An 18,673-nucleotide genomic window follows, 5' to 3' on the forward strand; every position below is an offset into this window, starting at 1 on the left:
ATTTTTGTTATAAGTGACGCAAAAATAACTTAAATTAAGGATATTTGTAAAGAACACTGGGAATTTTAGCTATAGCATGAAACAAAAAGCGTTAAACGCATTAATCTATATCATCTCTCTTCTCCCCTATTGGTTTCTATATTTGATCTCCGATGGGCTTTATTACATACTCTACTATATTATTGGATATAGGAAGAATATTGTATTTCAGAACTTAAAGAATGCTTTTCCAGAAAAAACGGATAAAGAACGTCTGGTGATTGCCAAAAAGTTCTATCGTTTTTTCCCGGATCTCCTTGTCGAATCGATCAAATTGAAAACGATTACTGCTGAGGAAGTCAAGAAAAAGATGACTTTGGAAGATGTAGAAGAATTGACGAAACACCTCGAAGCGGGCAAAAACGTGATCGGGGTAACCTCACATTACGCCAATTGGGAGCTGGGTATTCACCGTTTGAGCTTAATTACAGACTTTCCTACGCTAATTGTATACAAGCCACTCAATAACAAAGATATTGATACAGTGTACAATGATATGCGAGGAAGGTTTGGCGCCGAAATGGTACCAATGAAACAAATACTCCGTCATATCGTAAAGTTGAAAGGCCAGCCCAATATCAGTATACTCGTTGCCGATCAAACACCGCTGTATTCGGATTCCGATTATTTTATTAATTGGCTAAATCAGGAAACATTGGTCTATACAGGAGCTGAAAGACTGTCTAGAATAAGTAAAGCACCTGTGGTCTATTGCTATATCGGAAGAAAGCCCAAAAGAGGGCAATATTTCTGTAAATTCGTTACTTTAATCGAAGATCCAAGTGGTTTTGGAGAGCATGAAATTACCGATATACACAATCAATTTGCTGAACAGCTTATTCGTAAAAACCCAGAATATTGGTTATGGTCACATAATCGCTGGAAAAGAAAACGTAGAAAATGAGTGAATTACCAAAAGTAGCTGTCGTTATCCTCAATTGGAATGGCCGATTTTTCCTGGAAAAATTTTTACCATCCGTATATAACAGTTCGTATCCGAATGTCGAATTTGTCATTGGAGACAATGCCTCCGATGATGATTCAATTTCATTTGTGAAACAATACTATCCGACGATTACTATCCTTGAAAATGACAAAAACTATGGCTTCGCAGGAGGTTATAACAAAATACTGCAGCGTGTAGATGCTGATTACTATGTACTCCTCAATTCGGATATTGAAGTGAGCCAAAACTGGATTGAGCCAGTGATTGAATACTTGGAAAGAAACCCTTCCCTGGCAGCAGCACAGCCCAAAATACGCTCATTTCATGACAAGCAGAAGTTCGAACATGCTGGAGCGGCCGGAGGTTATTTGGATTACTTTGGCTTTCCTTTCTGTAAAGGTAGAATACTACATGAAGTAGAAGATGATGCGGGACAGTACGATAATGAATCCGAGATTTTCTGGGCATCTGGAGCTGCACTTTTTATTCGCTCTGACGCCTGGAAGGAGGCAGATGGCCTTGACGAAGATTTCTTTGCTCATATGGAGGAAATCGATCTATGTTGGCGATTAAAGAAAATGGGCTATGGCATAGGCTATTGTCCGAAATCTATTGTTTATCATGTTGGTGGGGGAACCCTCAATGCAAGTAATCCCAAAAAGACTTACCTCAATTTTAGGAATAACATGGTCATGCTGCAAAAAAACCTGCCGCTAGGCAAAGCAATATGGATTATTTTCATTAGGCTTTGGTTTGACTTTGCAGCCCTTGCTAAGTTTCTGATCGACAGGAAACCCAAGGATGCCTGGGCAATCAGTCGTGCACATCAGTATTTCTTCTTGAATATTTTCAAAAATGCTAAAAAACGAAAAAAATACAAGGTGAAAGAAAATACCAAAGGGCAGTACACAAAATCGATTATCATTGATTTTTACACAAATAACAAACATAAATTTTCTCAGCTAAATTCAGAGGATTTCAAATAGCGTATTATTTCCCTGTGACATAAAATGCAGAAAAACGCATTTTCAAAATAAAGCAGTCATTACGACAAGATTCTTTATTTATTTTATTTAAACGTACTTTTTATTTGTAATTTTGCAAAATGTTGGTGATGGATATTGAAAAAAAGATAAAAGACTTAACGGCAGAGCTCAACCATTATAACTATCAATACTATGTATTGGCGAACAGTGTTATTTCGGACTACGACTTCGACCTTAAATTAAAGGAACTCGAAGCGCTGGAAGCTCAATATCCCAACTTTGCCGACCCCAACTCCCCTACACAGCGTGTTGGTGGAGACATTACCTCCCGATTTCAAACGGAAAAGCACCGCTGGCCAATGCTTTCATTGGGCAACACATACAATCAGGAGGAATTACTTGACTTCGACCAGCGAATCCGCAAAATCATCGGCGATCAGTTCGAATATGTTTGTGAATTAAAATTTGACGGTTTATCCATCAGCTTGACTTATGAAAATGGCTTACTAAGTAAAGCCGTTACGCGCGGTGATGGTACACAAGGCGATGTTGTCACAAACAATGTTAAAACCATTCGTTCTATCCCGATCAAACTCAAAGAAGGAGATTATCCAGATCAATTCGAAATACGAGGTGAAATATTCATGCACAAATCAGCTTTTCTCCGCCTAAATAAGGAACGAGCCGATAATGAGGAGCAAACCTATGCCAACCCAAGAAATTTCGCTTCTGGAACCATCAAACTCCAAGATTCTGCTGAAGTTGCAAAACGCCCATTGGACTGTTTCCTTTACTTTTTGTACTGCGACAACAGAACAAATCTATTTCACGACCATTGGAATAGCTTAAACCATGTCAAAGACTGGGGATTTCACGTCAGCGAGCATAGCAGAAAATGCAGCACGTTAACCGATGTTTTTGCATTTATTGACTACTGGGATGTCGAACGTCATAACCTAGGCTATGAAATTGATGGAATCGTTATTAAAGTAAATGATTATGCACAGCAGGAGGAACTTGGCTTTACTGCCAAAAATCCACGTTGGGCAATATCCTATAAATTCAAAGCAGAGCGTGTAGAAACCACATTGAACTCGATTAGTTATCAAGTTGGACGTACCGGCGCTGTTACACCTGTTGCCAATCTTCAACCTGTACAACTGGCAGGCACAACGGTAAAACGCGCTTCCTTACACAATGCAAATGAAATCGCACGTCTCGACCTGCACGAAGATGACACTGTCTTTGTAGAAAAAGGGGGCGAAATTATACCTAAAATAATTGGGGTAAACCTCGAGAAAAGATTAGCAGAATCAACAAGTTTTGTCTACCCCACATCTTGTCCGGAATGCGACACAGCACTTATACGACAAGAAGGGGAAGCCGTACACTACTGCCCTAATGAAACTGGATGCCCGCCACAAATTGTTGGCAAAATGCAGCATTTTATCGGACGAAAAATGATGGACATCGAAGGAATGGGAGACGAAACCGTGGATACTTTCTTCAAGAAAGGTTTGTTACGCAATATCGTTGACATCTATGGCCTAAAAGACCATCAAGATGACCTGCAACAACTGGAACGTTTCGGTCAAAAATCAATCGATAACATGCTCAACGGCATCGAAAAATCCAAAGAAAAACCTTTTGAAAAAGTCTTATTTTCGCTTGGAATACGTCATGTCGGCGAGACGATTGCAAAAAAATTAGCCCAGCATTTCAAAAATATTGATGCACTCGCGCAAGCCTCGACAGAGGAAATCGAAGGAGTACAAGACATTGGACGCCGTATTGCGGAGAGTGTCAAAGAATACTTAGACAATCCAATTCATCAACAACAGATTGTTGCACTGAGAAATTATGGCTTAAATTTCGAAATTGAGGAAAAGGAGATCATCCTTGCGAGCAATTCACTTGAAGGGAAAACCTTCCTGATTTCCGGTGTATTTGCAGACCATTCACGTGAAGAGCTAGCAGCAGTAATTGAAAGCAATGGCGGAAAGATGTTATCTTCCATTTCTGCCAAATTAAGCTACCTCGTAGCGGGAGATAAAATGGGACCGTCCAAACTGGCGAAGGCAGAAAAATTGGGCATCCCGATGATTAATGATAAAGAACTATTTGAGCTCATTAATCCCAAGTAAGTTTTTTAATTAAATTTATATAAATACAAAAACAAGATGAACGAGCTTCACGGCGCAGGAGTAGCATTAGTCACTCCTTTTAACTCAGATGAATCTGTTGATTTCGAAGCATTAGGTCAGCTAATTGACTTGCAAATCAACGAAGGTATGGATTATTTGGTTTCTTTAGGTACAACTGGAGAAGTTGCCACTTTAACCAATGATGAACGAAAGCGTATCTGGGATTTTACTGTCAAGCGCGTGAACGGTAGACTTCCTTTGGTTGCTGGAATTGGTGGTAATAATACTGCCGAAATTGTGGAACAAATTAAGAACTTTGATCCAACAGGCTTCTGTGCAATTTTATCCGTATCTCCTTATTATAACAAACCAACACAAGAAGGCATTTACCAGCATTACAAGGCTGTTTCAAACGCCTCTCCACTTCCGGTTATTTTATACAATGTGCCTGGGCGTACGGGCAGCAATATAACAGCACAGACAACATTACGACTGGCCAATGATTTTTCCAATATCGTAGCCATCAAAGAAGCTTCTGGAAATTTTGCGCAATTCAGCGAAATTCTACGGGATAAACCTACAGGATTTCTATTGATCTCCGGAGATGATCCGGTTACCTTGCCGATGATGTCTCTTGGAGCTGCTGGTATCATTTCAGTGATTGGAAACGCATTACCGAAAAAGGTCGCCACATTAGCTAAGTTATGCGCTGAAGGCAATTATGCGGAAGCTAGATCGATCCATAATGAACTCCTTGACATTACAGATCTGTGTTTTATTGAGGGAAACCCTGCTGGTGTAAAATATATTTTACAGGAATTGGGGATCGGAAAAGATCAATTACGACTTCCTTTAGTCCCTGTTAGCGAGAAAATACAGACAGCTATCAAAGAAGAATTAAAGAAATTGAACTAAAATATAGCCTAGTTCGGTTGAGAAAAGTTTAGATCCCTCCAAAGGATCTAAACTTTTTTATTTCAAAGCTTTGCAACATAACAATATAATAACTACCTTTGCACTTCCACAAAAGTGGAATTTTAAATAACAAAATTAATTAACACAATGCAACAGTACGAATCTGTAATCGTTCTTACCCCGTTGCTTTCTGATGATGCTGCGAAAGAAGTAATCGCAAAATTCAAAAACATCTTAACAGAAGGCGGAGCCGAGATTGTCGCTGAAGACAATTGGGGTTTGAAAAAATTAGCGTATCCAATCCAGAAAAAAACTACTGGATTTTATCACTTAACTGAATTCAAGGCTCCAGGTGAATTAATCAATAAATTAGAGGTTGAATACAAACGTGATGAGCGCATTATGCGTTTCTTGACTGTAAGCTTAGACAAACATGCTAAAGCATACAACGAGAAAAAACGTAGCGGTGCATTCAACAAAAAAGCTGAAACTAAAACTGAGGAGGGCGCAAACTAATGGCTAACGAAAATATCCAATACGTAACTGCTCCTAAAGTAGAGGACAACCGTAAAAAATACTGTCGTTTCAAAAAGAATGGTATCAAATATATCGATTATAAAGATGCTAACTTCTTGATGAAATTTGTAAATGATCAAGGTAAAATCTTACCTCGTCGTTTAACTGGTACATCTTTGAAATTTCAACGTAAAGTAGCTCAAGCTGTTAAACGTGCTCGTCACATCGGCTTATTACCTTACTTAGCTGATGCAATTAAATAAGGAGGACGATAGAAAATGGAAGTAATTTTAAAACAAGATATCAAAGGCTTAGGTGAGCAAAACGATATCGTTAATGTAAAGCCAGGTTTCGGTCGTAACTACTTAATCCCGCAAGGATTTGCTATCCAAGCGACTGAATCTGCAAAGAAAGTTTTAGCTGAGAACATCAAACAAGCTCAGTTCAAACAAGAAAAAATCAAAAAAGACGCTACTGAATTAGCTGGTAAATTGGAAGCTATCAAACTTTCAATCGGTGCTAAAGCAGGTGAATCTGGTAAAATCTTTGGTAAAGTAAACAGCATTCAAATTGCTGATGCGTTGAAAGCAAAAGGTTTTGATGTAGATCGTCGTCGTATCACTTTCGAAGTAGAACCTAAAGAATTAGGTGAATACATCGCAAACTTAAACTTACACAAAGAAGTGAAAGTTCAAGTTCCTTTCGAAGTAATTGCTGAATAATTCAGTTTATTTAGTCAATAATAAAAAGCGGCTATCCTTTCGGATAGCCGCTTTTGTTTTTACCCATACTTTAGCCAAAAAAAACTCGCGTTACGGAGAGCAACGCGAGGCATAATCTAGGGTATTTGAAAGGGAAAATCTTTGTCAATTTCTATTTTTTTTCAAAAAAACAACTCCTAAATCATCGAGTCAAAAAAAATAATATCAAAACCGAAAGATCGAAACAAATTCTTTTCGAAAACCAATTTCAATACTCAAAAGAAGTAAAAAATATTGATTTTTGCAAATAAAATTGATTTTTTATCAAAAAATAAACATAAACACACGAAAACTAACAATAAAATCATATTAAAACACAAAAACAATAAAAATAATACACATTACACTATTAAAAAACAAAATAAACACACAAAAACACACTAAAAAAAATAAAATACAGATATAAAACATTAAAAAATCGAAATAAAATCAAAAAAAACGAAAGTTTTAAAACAAAAAAAAGCCTGAAATAGAATATTTCAGGCTTTTTTTGTTATTTAGCTAAGTTATGCTAATTGTTTTTCTAATTTCTCGTTCAATACTGATTTTGGAACAGCTCCAATTTGTTTATCAACAATTTCTCCATTTTTAAAGAACAATAGAGCTGGAATATTACGAATGCCATAACGAACAGAAATCTCTGGATTTTCATCCACATTTACTTTTCCTACAACAGCTTTACCTTCATAATCCTTAGCCAGTTCTTCAACCACAGGACCTACCATACGGCAAGGACCACACCATTCTGCCCAAAAATCAATTAATACTGGTTTGTCTGCTTTTAAGACAACTTCTTCAAAGTTGCTATCTGTAATTTCTAATGCCATAATCTTTTAATTTTATAAACCGAAGTTATATCTTTAATACTATTTAATTGCTAAAATCAATAAACAAAGATAGCAACAACTACCAATGTATTTGTAATCTTAATTACACAAATTCCAATCCAAACTAATTCAATCGGTAATTTATCCCTTCAAACTTATCTATACAGTCCAAAAATTCATTTGTTAGGTTTATTTTCAGACTTTTAGCTGGCATTTCGACAGATATTTCATCTTGGGGATCCCAAATTTTAAACTTTAATTGACAATTTGGCACAACCCCCTCAATCTCATTTTGCGCCAGTATATCTTTGATTCCGTCAAGAAATGCTTCATTCAACTTAGGTAAAGGAATATTGATCGTAAAACTCTTCGCCATCTTCTCACGAAGATCCGAAAGTAACTGTACACTACGCAGCTCAAAGCCCCAATTTCCAACCTGCCTGAAACGCTCCTGCACCAAACCCCGCAATTGCACAAAATAGCCTTCTTGCAAATACCCCTTTAACTTGACGTACTCTTCGCCAAAAACTGCCATATCATAAGAATCACTATAATCTTCTATGATAAACGACGCAAAAGGCTTACCAGTCTTCGTTAATCGATGGTTTGCCGATGCGATAATACCACCGATCACCAATTCTTTATTCTTGATTCGATTAAACTCAAGCAAAGTCTCTTCATCGACCTCTGCCGCCTTAACTTTATTGATCAATGCCAAATCTGAAACCGAATTCTGACAAAAATGTTCTATCTCAAAGCGGTATGTATCTAAGGGGTGACTGGTCAAATAAATACCGATAACATCTTTTTCATATTTAAGCTTTTCAATCAATCCCCATTGCGGGCAGGGTGCCAAAACAGGTTCCGGCAATTCTGCAGCACCACCTACACCAAACAAGCTCGCCTGGGCCGAACTTTCATTTTCTTTAAAACGCTGGCCGAATCGTATCGCCTTTTCCATCCCTGTAGAACTTTCATCCGAATGAAAATACTGTGCACGATGCGTATTATCGAAACTATCAAAACCACCAGCATAAGCCAGACTCTCGAAAGCTTTCTTGTTGACCGCACGAAGATCAATCCGTTTGGCCATATCGAAAACAGACTTATACAATCCTGATTGTCGAGTTTGCACGATAGCATCTACTGCTCCTGCCCCGACACCTTTAACTGCACCTATCCCAAAACGAATAGCTCCAGATTCATTTACTGTAAACTTATAATAGGATTCATTCACATCGGGACCAAGTACCTCTAATCCCATACGCTTACATTCCTCCATAAAGAATGTCACCTGCTTGATGTCATTCATATTGTTAGAAAGTACTGCAGCCATATATTCCGCTGGAAAATGCGCTTTCAAATAGGCTGTTTGATAAGCAACCCAAGCATAACAGGTAGAATGGGATTTATTAAATGCATAACTTGCAAAAGCCTCCCAGTCGGTCCAGATCTTCTCCAAAACTTTTGCATTATGTCCTTTCTCCTCTGCCTGCGAAACAAACTTAGGCTTCATTTTATCCAGTACCGCCTTTTGCTTCTTACCCATGGCCTTACGCAAAACGTCGGCATCACCTTTCGAAAATCCAGCTAACTTTTGAGACAAAAGCATTACCTGCTCCTGGTATACCGTAATTCCATACGTTTCTTTCAAATATTCCTCACAGGCATCCAAATCGTAAACAATAGGATCTATACCATGCTTACGCTTAATAAAACTTGGAATATACTCAATTGGACCCGGACGATAAAGTGCATTCATCGCAATCAAATCGGCAAATACCGTCGGCTTAAGGTCTCGCATGTACTTCTGCATTCCAGGAGATTCATACTGAAACACCCCGATGGTCTCTCCACGTTGAAAGAGCTCATAAGTAAGCTCATCGTCGATAGGAAATTGATCCGGATCCAGCACGATACCATGGCTTAATTTGACATTTTCGACTGTATCTTTAATCAGTGTCAGTGTCTTTAAACCCAAAAAGTCCATTTTCAGCAAACCGGCACTTTCAACAACGTGGTTATCGAACTGCGTCACATAAAGATCCGAGTCTTTTGCCAAAGAAACAGGAACGAAATTAGTAATATCGTCTGGCGTAATAATAACACCACAAGCATGGATACCTGTATTTCGGACGGAACCCTCCAAAACCCGAGCCTGTCTGATCGTTTCAGCCTCCAATCCAGCACCATCAGCAATAGATTTCAATCTATTAACAGCTTCAATTTCCTCAGTTCTCAGCTTTTCCTTTAAGCCGGCATCATCTAAAGTAAAAATCTTGGATAATTTAAGATTCGGAATCAGCTTGGCAATCTCATTGGCATCACCCAAAGGTAAGTCCAATACACGCGCTGTATCTTTGATGGATGACTTCGCTGCCATTGTACCATAGGTAATAATCTGGGCAACCTGACTAGCACCATATTTATTGATTACATATTGCATGACACGTCCACGCCCCTCATCATCAAAATCGATATCAATATCGGGCATGGATACACGGTCGGGATTCAAGAAACGCTCGAAAAGCAAGTCATATTTAATCGGATCGATATTGGTAATTCCCAAACAATAGGCCACCGCTGAACCAGCTGCAGATCCCCGTCCTGGCCCCACGGAAACTCCCATATCTCGGGCTGCCGCAATAAAATCTTGAACAATCAAAAAGTAACCCGGATACCCCGTTTTCTCGATGGTAGCCAACTCAAAGTCTAGACGCTCCCGAATATCGTCGGTTATTTCCTCATAACGCTTCCCTGCCCCCACATAACAGAGATGGGCCAGATATTTATTTTCACCACGTTTTCCACCATCTTCAAGATCGGCTTCCACCTGAAATTCTTCGGGTATATCAAATTTAGGCAAAAGGACATCGCGGTTTAACTTAAATATCTCTACCTTATCGACAATCTCCTGAATATTTAGAATCGCTTCAGGCAGATCATTAAACAAAGCCTTCATTTCGTCTGAAGACTTGAAATAATACTCCTGATTCGGCAAACCAAAACGAAACCCTCGTCCCCTACCTTTAGGCGTTGAGAGCTTCTCACCATCTTTCACACACAGCAAAATATCATGTGCATGCGCATCGCCTTTCTTCTCGTAATATGTATTATTGGTCGCAACAACTTTAACCTCATATTTACGGGAAAACTTCAGCAACGTTTGGTTCACACGATCCTCATCTTCCTGACCATGACGCATCAATTCCAGGTAAAAATCATCCCCAAATTGTTCTTTCCACCACAGCAAAGCTTCTTCCGCCTGGCTCTCACCAATATTCAGTATTTTATTCGGGACTTCCCCCTGTAAGTTACCCGACAGCGCAATAACATCTTCCTTGTATTGAAGAATAAGATCTTTATCAATCCGCGGCACATAATAGAAACCTGAGGTATAAGCAAAAGAAGCCAGTTTAGCCAGATTATGGTACCCGCGTTTATTTTTCGCCAATAACACAATCTGATAACCATTATCCTTCCTGGACTTATCTTTGTGGTTTTCACAAACAAAAAATTCACAACCAACAATTGGCTTTAAAAGCTGACCAGTAGGTTCCTCCCCATTCTCAACTGCCTCCGCATTTTGCGCTTCAACTTCTTTATTATGGCCTATAACGCGAGAAACGAACTCAAAAGCCCCCATCATATTTCCGTGGTCCGTTAATGCAACAGCAGGCATATTATCTTTGACCGCTGCCGAAACTAACTTATCGTACGACATCGTCGACTGCAGGATCGAAAACTGAGAGTGGTTATGTAAATGGGCGAATTTTGCACGCTTTAAAGCTGCTAACGCGTCCGCATCAACGACAACCTTGACTTCATCTGGCTGAGACCGTTTTCTAATTTCATCAGAGGCCGCTTTTAAATTGATATGTCGAAGTCCTGTAGTAGGTACAGGGCCTGGATTTTTGGTTTTAAAATCGACGAAGTAACCTGTGTCTACCTGAAGTTCTTCAGGAGTGAATACCTCTCTTCTGACAAGCTCTAGAAAACAACGTGTTGTCGCCTCAACGTCGGCTGTTGCATTATGTGCCTCAGCAAACGGCACCCCAAATAAATAGGAATGCAGCTCGGTCAAATTGGGTAATTTAAAACGTCCACCGCGACCGCCTGGAATTTTCAGGAGTTCAGCTGTTACTTCCGTACAGGTATCCAATACAGGCATATTAGCCATATTGGACGCAACACCATAACGGTAAAATTCACAGCCCATGATATTCAAATCAAAACCAATATTTTGTCCAACAACAAACTTGGCTTTATTCAATGCCACATTGAATTTCTCTAGGACCTCCTGAAGCGGCAATCCCTGTTCTTCTGCCAATGCAGTCGATATGCCGTGTATTTTTTCAGAGTCATAGGGTATATCAAATCCATCTGGCTTAATCAAGAAATCGTGATGTTCGACCAAATTTCCCATCTCATCATGAATCTGCCAAGCCAATTGAATACAGCGAGGCCAATTGTCCGTATCGGTAATTGGTGCGTCCCAACGCTTAGGCAAACCCGTCGTTTCCGTATCGAAAATAATATACATAAAATTCTAACCCTCTTTAATACAATACATTAAATACAAGATAATTTACATTTTTTTGAACTTGAAATTTACGAAATTATTAGAGAAGATTGTGTCAGATTTTTGCGAAAATCCACTAAAGAAAATCTGGCGTTACACGATACCTTGCAGTTGTTTCGCTTTAACAAGAAACAGCATCATAAACTCCGTGATCTTCCTCTTTTTATGCGCATCGAAAAAGTCAATATCAGGCCAAATTATCAAGCCCTCGAGCTCTTTTTTATCATGTATATCAAAAGATCCAACAGTATATCAATTTCAAATTAATAGCTTTCTTAACACGTATTTCATAGGGACTTTATAGGGACCTCATTCGGACCTCATTCGGATGAATACCTATAATCTCCCTATTAATCCCCTTGCATTTCCGATTTTTTTTCCTTTTAATCATGCGATTGATATTTATTGCTCTCCCCCCAGTGTGGTAAAATTTTCATCTAAAACCGCAACTTAGCATCTACAGACCTACTGTCTTCCATTTGGGCATACTTATCCTCAATACAATTAAAAATGAGATAAGCCTATGGGAGATAAAACACCGCAGATTTAATATTGTAATAGTTACACTATCCCAAGTATTTAGTATATTTGATTTTGACCCAAAAATCCATGATTAAAGCTATCTTTTTTGACATCGATGGAACTTTGCTAAGTTTCAAAACACATCAAGTTCCCGAATCTACTCAACAAGCATTTCAATTATTAAAAGAAAAAAACATCAAGGTATTTGTTTCAACAGGAAGGTCCTACAATCAGCTGGGGCATATTCGTTACCTCGATTTTGATGGATATATCACCTTCAATGGCGGGTATTGCGTCACGAAGGAACAGGAAGTCATTTATAAAAATAACATTCCTCAAAAAGACATTCGCTCCTTATTGGATTATGCTAAAAAGCGTGAAGACCTGACTTTTTCATTCATGTCTGAAAAGGAAATTTCCTTGAACCAGGTTACACCGGAGGTATTCCAAATGTACCAGCAGGTCAATGTCCCCACCCCACCAGTTCGGGATTACGAAAAGGATTTTGATCTTGACTCAGTTATGCAGGTCAATGTTTTCATCAATCCTGAAGAAGAAGCTGAATTCATGGAAAATGTGATGCCAAATTCGGTTGCTTCGAGATGGACGCCCGTTTTTGCTGATGTCAATCCGATGGGGCAAAGCAAAAAAATTGGAATAGATGTTTTTTTAGATCATTTCAATTTCATCTTGGAAGAAACCATGTCATTTGGCGACGGCGGAAATGATATTACCATGCTAGCGCACACCCATATTGGAATTGCTATGGGTAATGCAAATCCCGAGGTAAAGGAAATTGCAGATTATATAACAGACAGCGTTGATGAAAATGGTATCTGGAATGCATTAAAACACTTCAATATCATCTAAAGTTGGATAGTTAAAGTTATTCGAGAAGTATTGCTGTTGCTATTCATCAGCAAATTATGTTTCTCCGGAAAAAGATAGTCCAATCGCTGTCGAAAATCACGTATCAATGTGCTACTAAACTGACTTTCCAGATAATGGTTCACGCGATAGCTAACTTCCAGCATAATCAGTTTGGATGAGCCCGATAATCGGATCCGAACTGGATGAGAAGACATCGTATTATAACCATTTTCAACAGCATGCTGTACCACAGGAAAAAGAATAAGCGGCGGCAACATAATTTCATCCTGAAACTGTAGCTTATTTTCCCATTTGACTGAAAAACCTGCTGGAAGAAAACGCTCAGCCAACTGCAAATATTGGTTCAACAAGTTAAGCTCTACCTGTATAGCCTCAAATCGGTCAACATGAAGCTTAAGCAACTGCTCTTGAAAAGCAAAATAGTCCACTGGATCCGTTTTGTCACGTTGTATAAAATGCCCTATCAAAAAACTGTCCAGCTGACTGTTCCTAAAAGACAACCTATCCGCCAGTGCTAAAAGCTCTTCATTTCTTACACTCTTTTTACCCAAAAAACGATTGATTATACTCGACATTTCTTAAATTGCTGTAGATTAGAAACACAAAAATAAGGAAACATTATGTCAAATATTGCAATAGTTATTGAAGAAAGAGCCGCTGACATAGGCAATTTCTTAGTTGGGCGACTTCTTCCTTTCAGGCAGAAACGTATGGTCGGCCCTTTTATCTTTATCGACCACATGGGACCTGATAACATTGCCGAACCGCACTTTATGGATATTGCTCCACATCCGCATATCGGGTTATCCACATTGACTTATCTATTCGAAGGTAGCATTATGCACCGTGACAGCTTAGGAAATGCCGTGGAGATCAAACCAGGAGCAGTAAATTGGATGACGGCTGGTAAGGGCGTCACACACTCCGAAAGAACTCCCGAACAGCTGAGATCTACCCCGCACGACCTACATGGGCTGCAGATTTGGGTGGCCCTACCAAAAGAACTTGAAAAAATGGACCCTAATTTTGTTCACATAGAAGAACCGCAACTTCCACATTGGACCGAAGACGGTGTATCTTATCGTTTAATTGCAGGTGAAATTAAAAACCATCGTTCCGAGGTTCCCGTATATAGTCCATTATATCTTATTGAAATCAAAGCAGAACAAGATGCGACCATTAAACTGGGCGATCACCTATATGGCGAAAGTGGATTATATATCCTTCATGGAACTGTTCATGCGGAAGGCCAGGAATTCGGTCCAAAACAGATTTTAGTTGCCAAGGATGCAAAACTATGTGAATTCGAAATGAAGGCGGGTACTTCAGTTTACATTTTTGGTGGCGAACCTTTTCCGGAACAACGATATATCGACTGGAACTTCGTCGCTTCAGACATTGAAACTTTAAAAATAGCGCGCGAAAAATGGGAAAACCATGAATTTCCAAAAGTACCTGGAGATGACGGCTATATTCCAATCCCACCTGTAAATCCCACTTTAGGGCAGAAAAAAAATCAATAGCAATATCCTGAACCGATAACAACGTGGACGTATAAATTGAAAAAGTCGCACACGTTGAAAGACACAATAGGGAAAAATAAAAATGCTGGAAATCAGACAACGACTTCCAGCATTTTTACTTAACCGATATGAAAGCCGACTAATGGGCTATCCCGCTCACACCACCGGAAACAACGAGTTTCATGGCATCTGTTGGAGACATATCTAATTTTTTCACCTTATCTGCACTAATAATGACAACCTGCCCTGCAAAAGAGTAGGAATATGGAAAATACACCATAACTTCTTCTTCAAGCCCAATGCTTTTTAAATCATGCTGCGTTAAGAAACCTATCTTTTTCAGACCAAACTCATTCACCGTCACCAGGACAGGTTCATTAAATTTCTTTGCATCACCAACAAAGGCCTCCGTAAAATCTTTAATCGAAGAATATAATGTATTTAAAAGTGGAATCCGCTGGATCTGATGATTAATCCACACTTTAATTGGGTCTGTCACAAAATTTGTAAAAATAAGCCCCGCCAGAACCAATACCAAAATAACGGTCAGAATACCTATTCCTGGAATATACAAGGGGTGCCCCCTATCATCCTCCAAAAAATGTTCAGTTAGATTCAATGCCGAATCAACTGATGCAACAATCCAAACTATTAAAAAAATAGCACCAGCTAGAGGAACCACTACCAGGACACCTCGTATCAAATAATTAATAAATCCTCTGATTAATTTGCTAAACATGAATTGAAAATCAAATATTATTCAAAAATGCAGAATATCCTTTATTATTCATAAAAATATACTCTTTTTACGCGTTGGGAAATACTCGTCAGCAGTTCATAGGGAATCGTCCCTATAGCCTTCGCCGCTGACTTTATATCAGGATAAACGATAACTTCATCTTCCTCTCCAACTTCCACATCCGTTACGTCCAACATACACATATCCATACATATATCACCTATAGTAGGGACTAAAAAACCGTTTATCAACATTTTACCGACACCGTTACCAAAACGCCTATCGTAACCGTCTGCATAACCAATTTTAATTGTCGCAATCTTACTGTCTCTATACAGGACGCCGTGCCTATTATAACCTACGGTTTCACCTGCTGGGAGGTATTTAATTTGTGTCACATTCGTTTTCAAGGTACTTGCCTCCCTAATGGGTAAATCATGACGCTCAATATCGATACCATAGAGACCTATCCCCAACCTCACCATATCAAAATACGCATTCGGCCACAGTTCAATACCCGATGTCGCTGCAATATGACGTAGAAAAGAATATCCTATACCACTTTCGAGACGCTTTGTAAACTCATCCAGCAGATCAATTTGTCGCTGTGTAAATTCCTTATCCTTTTCATTACCTGCAGACGCTAAGTGGGAAAATGCAGATTTAACCTCTAAAATCGCTTCCGCACGTAACACGGCTATTAAACGATCGACCTCGTCAGGCATAAAACCCAACCGATGCATACCTGTATCTATCTTAATATGAATCGGAAAAGAAGCTATTTGTTTCGTTTTCAAAAAATTCAAAAAGGAGAACAATATTCTAAAGCTATAAATTTCCGGTTCAAGGTTATACTGAACAATGGACTCAAAAGAACTTTCATCAGGGCTCATCACTACAATAGGTAATTTTATGCCCGCACCACGCAAATCAACTCCCTCATCCGCAAAAGCAACCGTCAGATAATCCACCCGATTGAATTGCAAAAGATTTGCGATCTCGAAGCTTCCACTACCATAAGAAAAAGCTTTGACCATGGTCATCAGTTTCACTTGTTTCGGCAGCAGCTGTCGATATACGTTCAAATTATTCTCGAGTGCATTCAAATTGATTTCAAGCACTGTATCATGTGATTTTGCAACTAAAAGCTGACTGATACGTTCAAAATGAAACTCACGTCCTCCTTTCAATAATACCGTGGCATTTTCAAAAGAAAGCGACCTAATATCGGCCAAGAAAGCAGTTGTATCGCTATATGAAATAGAAGGCACTTCAAATTGTGCAGCCACTTTAGGCAACACTTCACCTATCAATATCAATTTATCCAAACGATACTCACGAAGCAAACGTTTCAGCTTGGACAAACTTTTTTCATCTTCGATATGGACACCAGGGATATCCGACAATATCAACATCTTGAACGGATGCTGTCCCTGCTGATTTAAAAACTCCAGGGCTATCTGCAGCGCATCTAGATCATTACTATACGAGTCATCGATAATTGAGCTATTCTTTTTTCCTTTTTTTAATTCAAGACGCATCGCCACTGGCTGCAACTCTTTAATCCTCGATGCGATCACTTCATTTTCATAACCAAAACGTAGCATCACCGCTACACAATTTATCGCGTTCTCAACATTTCCTTTATCCACAAATGGTACTTCAACAGCAAAGGTGCGACCGGTATAATAGAACGTGACCATAGTAAATCGGTCGTTAACCTGTTTGATGGAGTATACTTCCAAAGAAAGGCCCTCATCAAGCCCCCAAGAAAATTTTCGTGGCCTATAAGGCAATTGAATATTTTCGAGGTAACTATTTGGAAAAATCATGGTTTCAACATTTTTAAAAAGCTCGAGCTTTTCATAAATCTTTTCCTCCTTAGATTTGAAACCAGCTTTGTGGGCAACACCGATGTTGGTCAATAGTCCTATAGTTGGTTTTATCATCTGCTCAAGGCGCAGCATTTCCCCCTTTTCTGAAATCCCCGCTTCGATTAGAGCAAGATTATACTGATCGGACAACCCCCACAAGGACAACGCCACACCAAGTTGAGAATTATAGCTCTTAGGACTTCGGTAAATCTTATATTCAGGAGACATAAGCTGGAAAAGCCACTCTTTTACAATCGTTTTACCATTGCTCCCAGTAATTCCAATGACAGGATAATCAAATTTCTGACGATGAAAAGTTGCCAGCTCCTGCATAGCAACTAAACTATCCGCTACCCAAAGAATATTAGCTTCCAAAAGCTCCATTTCCTGTCCCTCATCGACCTGAAGCACAAAACTACGAACTCCTTTTTCGTAGGCTTCCCGGATATACCGATGACCATCTCTGTTCTTCTGAAGTGCAAAAAAAATCCCGTTGTCCGCCTGGGCAATTTTACGGCTGTCATAAAATAAATGCTGGACAAAAGAACTGGGATCCGTGATAAATGTGCGACTGGGATGTAAAATCTGGGCGATTTCCGATATTTTGTACATTCTCCTGATATATTTTGATTGTGTCAAAACTGAACATTTTTTTAGTTATTTCATATTATTTTTGAAATTTTGACAATATGTTTGACGAAGAAAAAAGAAACAAGAAGATATTAACGCAGCATCAGGCGCAGTTGAAAGCGGAAAGCTATTGCGTCTATCAAGAACGCGCACAGCAAGAAGTACGCGATAAGCTCTACAGCTGGGGACTAAACGAAGAAGAAGTCGAAAATGTATTGGCCAATTTGATCAGCGATAATTTTTTAAATGAAGAACGCTTTGCTATTGCCTACTGTAACGGAAAACTCCGCATGAAAGGCTGGGGTAAAGTAAAAATCAAGCAGGCACTCAAAGCAAAAAGGGTATCCGAACAATTGATAAAAATTGCATTTAAGCAAATCGATCTAGATGAATATGAACAAATCTTAAATCATATCATTGACAAAAAACTCCGCGAAATTAGTGGTAAGAACCACTATGCAGTTAAAAACAAAGTTTATCAGTTTGCACTATCCCGCGGATTTGAAAGTGATTTAATTTTTTCTACACTGAATTCAAAGGAGTTATAAAAAACACAGAAAGAAAGTAAATAAATATTTTGCAATATTGAATTTTCGCTCTATATTTGCATCACCAAAAAGGAACGCAAGGTTCTTTTAAAAATTGAAATAAAATTCCAATGCGAAAATAGCTCAGCTGGTAGAGCACAACCTTGCCAAGGTTGGGGTCGCGAGTTCGAATCTCGTTTTTCGCTCACCTGCCTAGGTGGTGGAACTGGTAGACACGCAGGACTTAAAAT

General features: G+C 39.0%; 15 protein-coding genes and 1 tRNA gene. 11 read left to right on the forward strand and 5 right to left on the reverse strand.

Annotated elements, in window-relative coordinates:
• Window positions 1–76: 76 nt before the first annotated feature.
• The 7 genes from ACHWSC_RS14605 to rplI all read left to right on the forward strand — a co-directional run bounded on the left by ACHWSC_RS14605 (window position 77) and on the right by rplI (window position 6,268).
• Window positions 77–943 (forward strand): lysophospholipid acyltransferase family protein, encoded by an 867-nt coding sequence (locus ACHWSC_RS14605; RefSeq protein WP_394677247.1) that lies wholly within the window; start codon window positions 77–79, stop codon window positions 941–943.
• A complete protein-coding gene (locus ACHWSC_RS14610; RefSeq protein WP_394677248.1) occupies window positions 940–1,971 on the forward strand; it encodes a glycosyltransferase family 2 protein in 1,032 nt (343 codons plus the stop codon). Before ACHWSC_RS14605 ends, ACHWSC_RS14610 begins: the two co-directional genes overlap by 4 nt.
• A gap of 119 nt (window positions 1,972–2,090) precedes the next feature.
• Window positions 2,091–4,115 (forward strand): NAD-dependent DNA ligase LigA, encoded by a 2,025-nt coding sequence (gene ligA, locus ACHWSC_RS14615; RefSeq protein ID WP_394677249.1) that lies wholly within the window; start codon window positions 2,091–2,093, stop codon window positions 4,113–4,115.
• Between the two features lie 36 nt (window positions 4,116–4,151).
• Window positions 4,152–5,030: a 4-hydroxy-tetrahydrodipicolinate synthase gene (gene dapA / locus ACHWSC_RS14620; RefSeq protein WP_394677250.1), complete on the forward strand. Its 879-nt coding sequence runs from the start codon at window positions 4,152–4,154 to the stop codon at window positions 5,028–5,030.
• A 147-nt stretch (window positions 5,031–5,177) separates the two neighbouring features.
• Window positions 5,178–5,546: a 30S ribosomal protein S6 gene (gene rpsF / locus ACHWSC_RS14625; protein ID WP_046671750.1), complete on the forward strand. Its 369-nt coding sequence runs from the start codon at window positions 5,178–5,180 to the stop codon at window positions 5,544–5,546.
• A complete protein-coding gene (gene rpsR / locus ACHWSC_RS14630) occupies window positions 5,546–5,809 on the forward strand; it encodes a 30S ribosomal protein S18 (RefSeq protein WP_028071347.1) in 264 nt (87 codons plus the stop codon). Before rpsF ends, rpsR begins: the two co-directional genes overlap by 1 nt.
• Before the next feature lie 15 nt (window positions 5,810–5,824).
• Window positions 5,825–6,268, forward strand: a complete 444-nt coding sequence (gene rplI, locus ACHWSC_RS14635; protein ID WP_046671751.1) for a 50S ribosomal protein L9 — start codon at window positions 5,825–5,827, stop codon at window positions 6,266–6,268.
• Between the two features lie 545 nt (window positions 6,269–6,813).
• Here the strand turns inward: rplI and trxA are convergent.
• On the reverse strand, window positions 6,814–7,134 hold the full coding sequence (gene trxA / locus ACHWSC_RS14640; protein ID WP_046671752.1) for a thioredoxin: 321 nt from the start codon (window positions 7,132–7,134) through the stop codon (window positions 6,814–6,816).
• A gap of 124 nt (window positions 7,135–7,258) precedes the next feature.
• Window positions 7,259–11,677 (reverse strand): DNA polymerase III subunit alpha, encoded by a 4,419-nt coding sequence (dnaE, locus tag ACHWSC_RS14645; RefSeq protein WP_394677251.1) that lies wholly within the window; start codon window positions 11,675–11,677, stop codon window positions 7,259–7,261.
• Window positions 11,678–12,325: 648 nt separating this feature from the next.
• Here dnaE and ACHWSC_RS14650 point away from each other — a divergent pair.
• Window positions 12,326–13,108, forward strand: coding sequence for a Cof-type HAD-IIB family hydrolase (locus ACHWSC_RS14650; RefSeq protein ID WP_394677252.1), 783 nt, complete (start codon window positions 12,326–12,328; stop codon window positions 13,106–13,108).
• Here ACHWSC_RS14650 and ACHWSC_RS14655 read toward each other — a convergent pair.
• Window positions 13,105–13,704, reverse strand: coding sequence for a hypothetical protein (locus ACHWSC_RS14655; RefSeq protein ID WP_394677253.1), 600 nt, complete (start codon window positions 13,702–13,704; stop codon window positions 13,105–13,107). The two genes, ACHWSC_RS14650 and ACHWSC_RS14655, sit on opposite strands and share 4 nt — an antisense overlap.
• Window positions 13,705–13,749: 45 nt before the next feature.
• On the opposite strand from ACHWSC_RS14655, the gene ACHWSC_RS14660 reads away from it, so the two are divergent.
• Window positions 13,750–14,652, forward strand: a complete 903-nt coding sequence (locus ACHWSC_RS14660) for a pirin family protein (RefSeq protein WP_394677254.1) — start codon at window positions 13,750–13,752, stop codon at window positions 14,650–14,652.
• 139 nt (window positions 14,653–14,791) lie between these two features.
• Here ACHWSC_RS14660 and ACHWSC_RS14665 read toward each other — a convergent pair whose 3' ends face one another.
• A complete protein-coding gene (locus tag ACHWSC_RS14665; protein ID WP_088162794.1) occupies window positions 14,792–15,391 on the reverse strand; it encodes a DUF502 domain-containing protein in 600 nt (199 codons plus the stop codon).
• A gap of 44 nt (window positions 15,392–15,435) precedes the next feature.
• A complete protein-coding gene (locus ACHWSC_RS14670; RefSeq protein WP_394677255.1) occupies window positions 15,436–17,877 on the reverse strand; it encodes a bifunctional UDP-N-acetylmuramoyl-tripeptide:D-alanyl-D-alanine ligase/alanine racemase in 2,442 nt (813 codons plus the stop codon).
• A 77-nt stretch (window positions 17,878–17,954) separates the two neighbouring features.
• Between ACHWSC_RS14670 and ACHWSC_RS14675 the strand changes: the two genes are divergently transcribed.
• Both ACHWSC_RS14675 and ACHWSC_RS14680 read left to right on the forward strand, forming a co-directional pair.
• Window positions 17,955–18,443, forward strand: coding sequence for a regulatory protein RecX (locus ACHWSC_RS14675; RefSeq protein ID WP_075994013.1), 489 nt, complete (start codon window positions 17,955–17,957; stop codon window positions 18,441–18,443).
• Between the two features lie 112 nt (window positions 18,444–18,555).
• A tRNA-Gly gene (locus ACHWSC_RS14680) sits at window positions 18,556–18,628 on the forward strand.
• The last annotated feature ends 45 nt before the right edge of the window (window positions 18,629–18,673 follow it).

It is taken from the genome of uncultured Sphingobacterium sp. (assembly GCF_964277905.1).
GTDB classification, from domain to species: domain Bacteria; phylum Bacteroidota; class Bacteroidia; order Sphingobacteriales; family Sphingobacteriaceae; genus Sphingobacterium; species Sphingobacterium siyangense.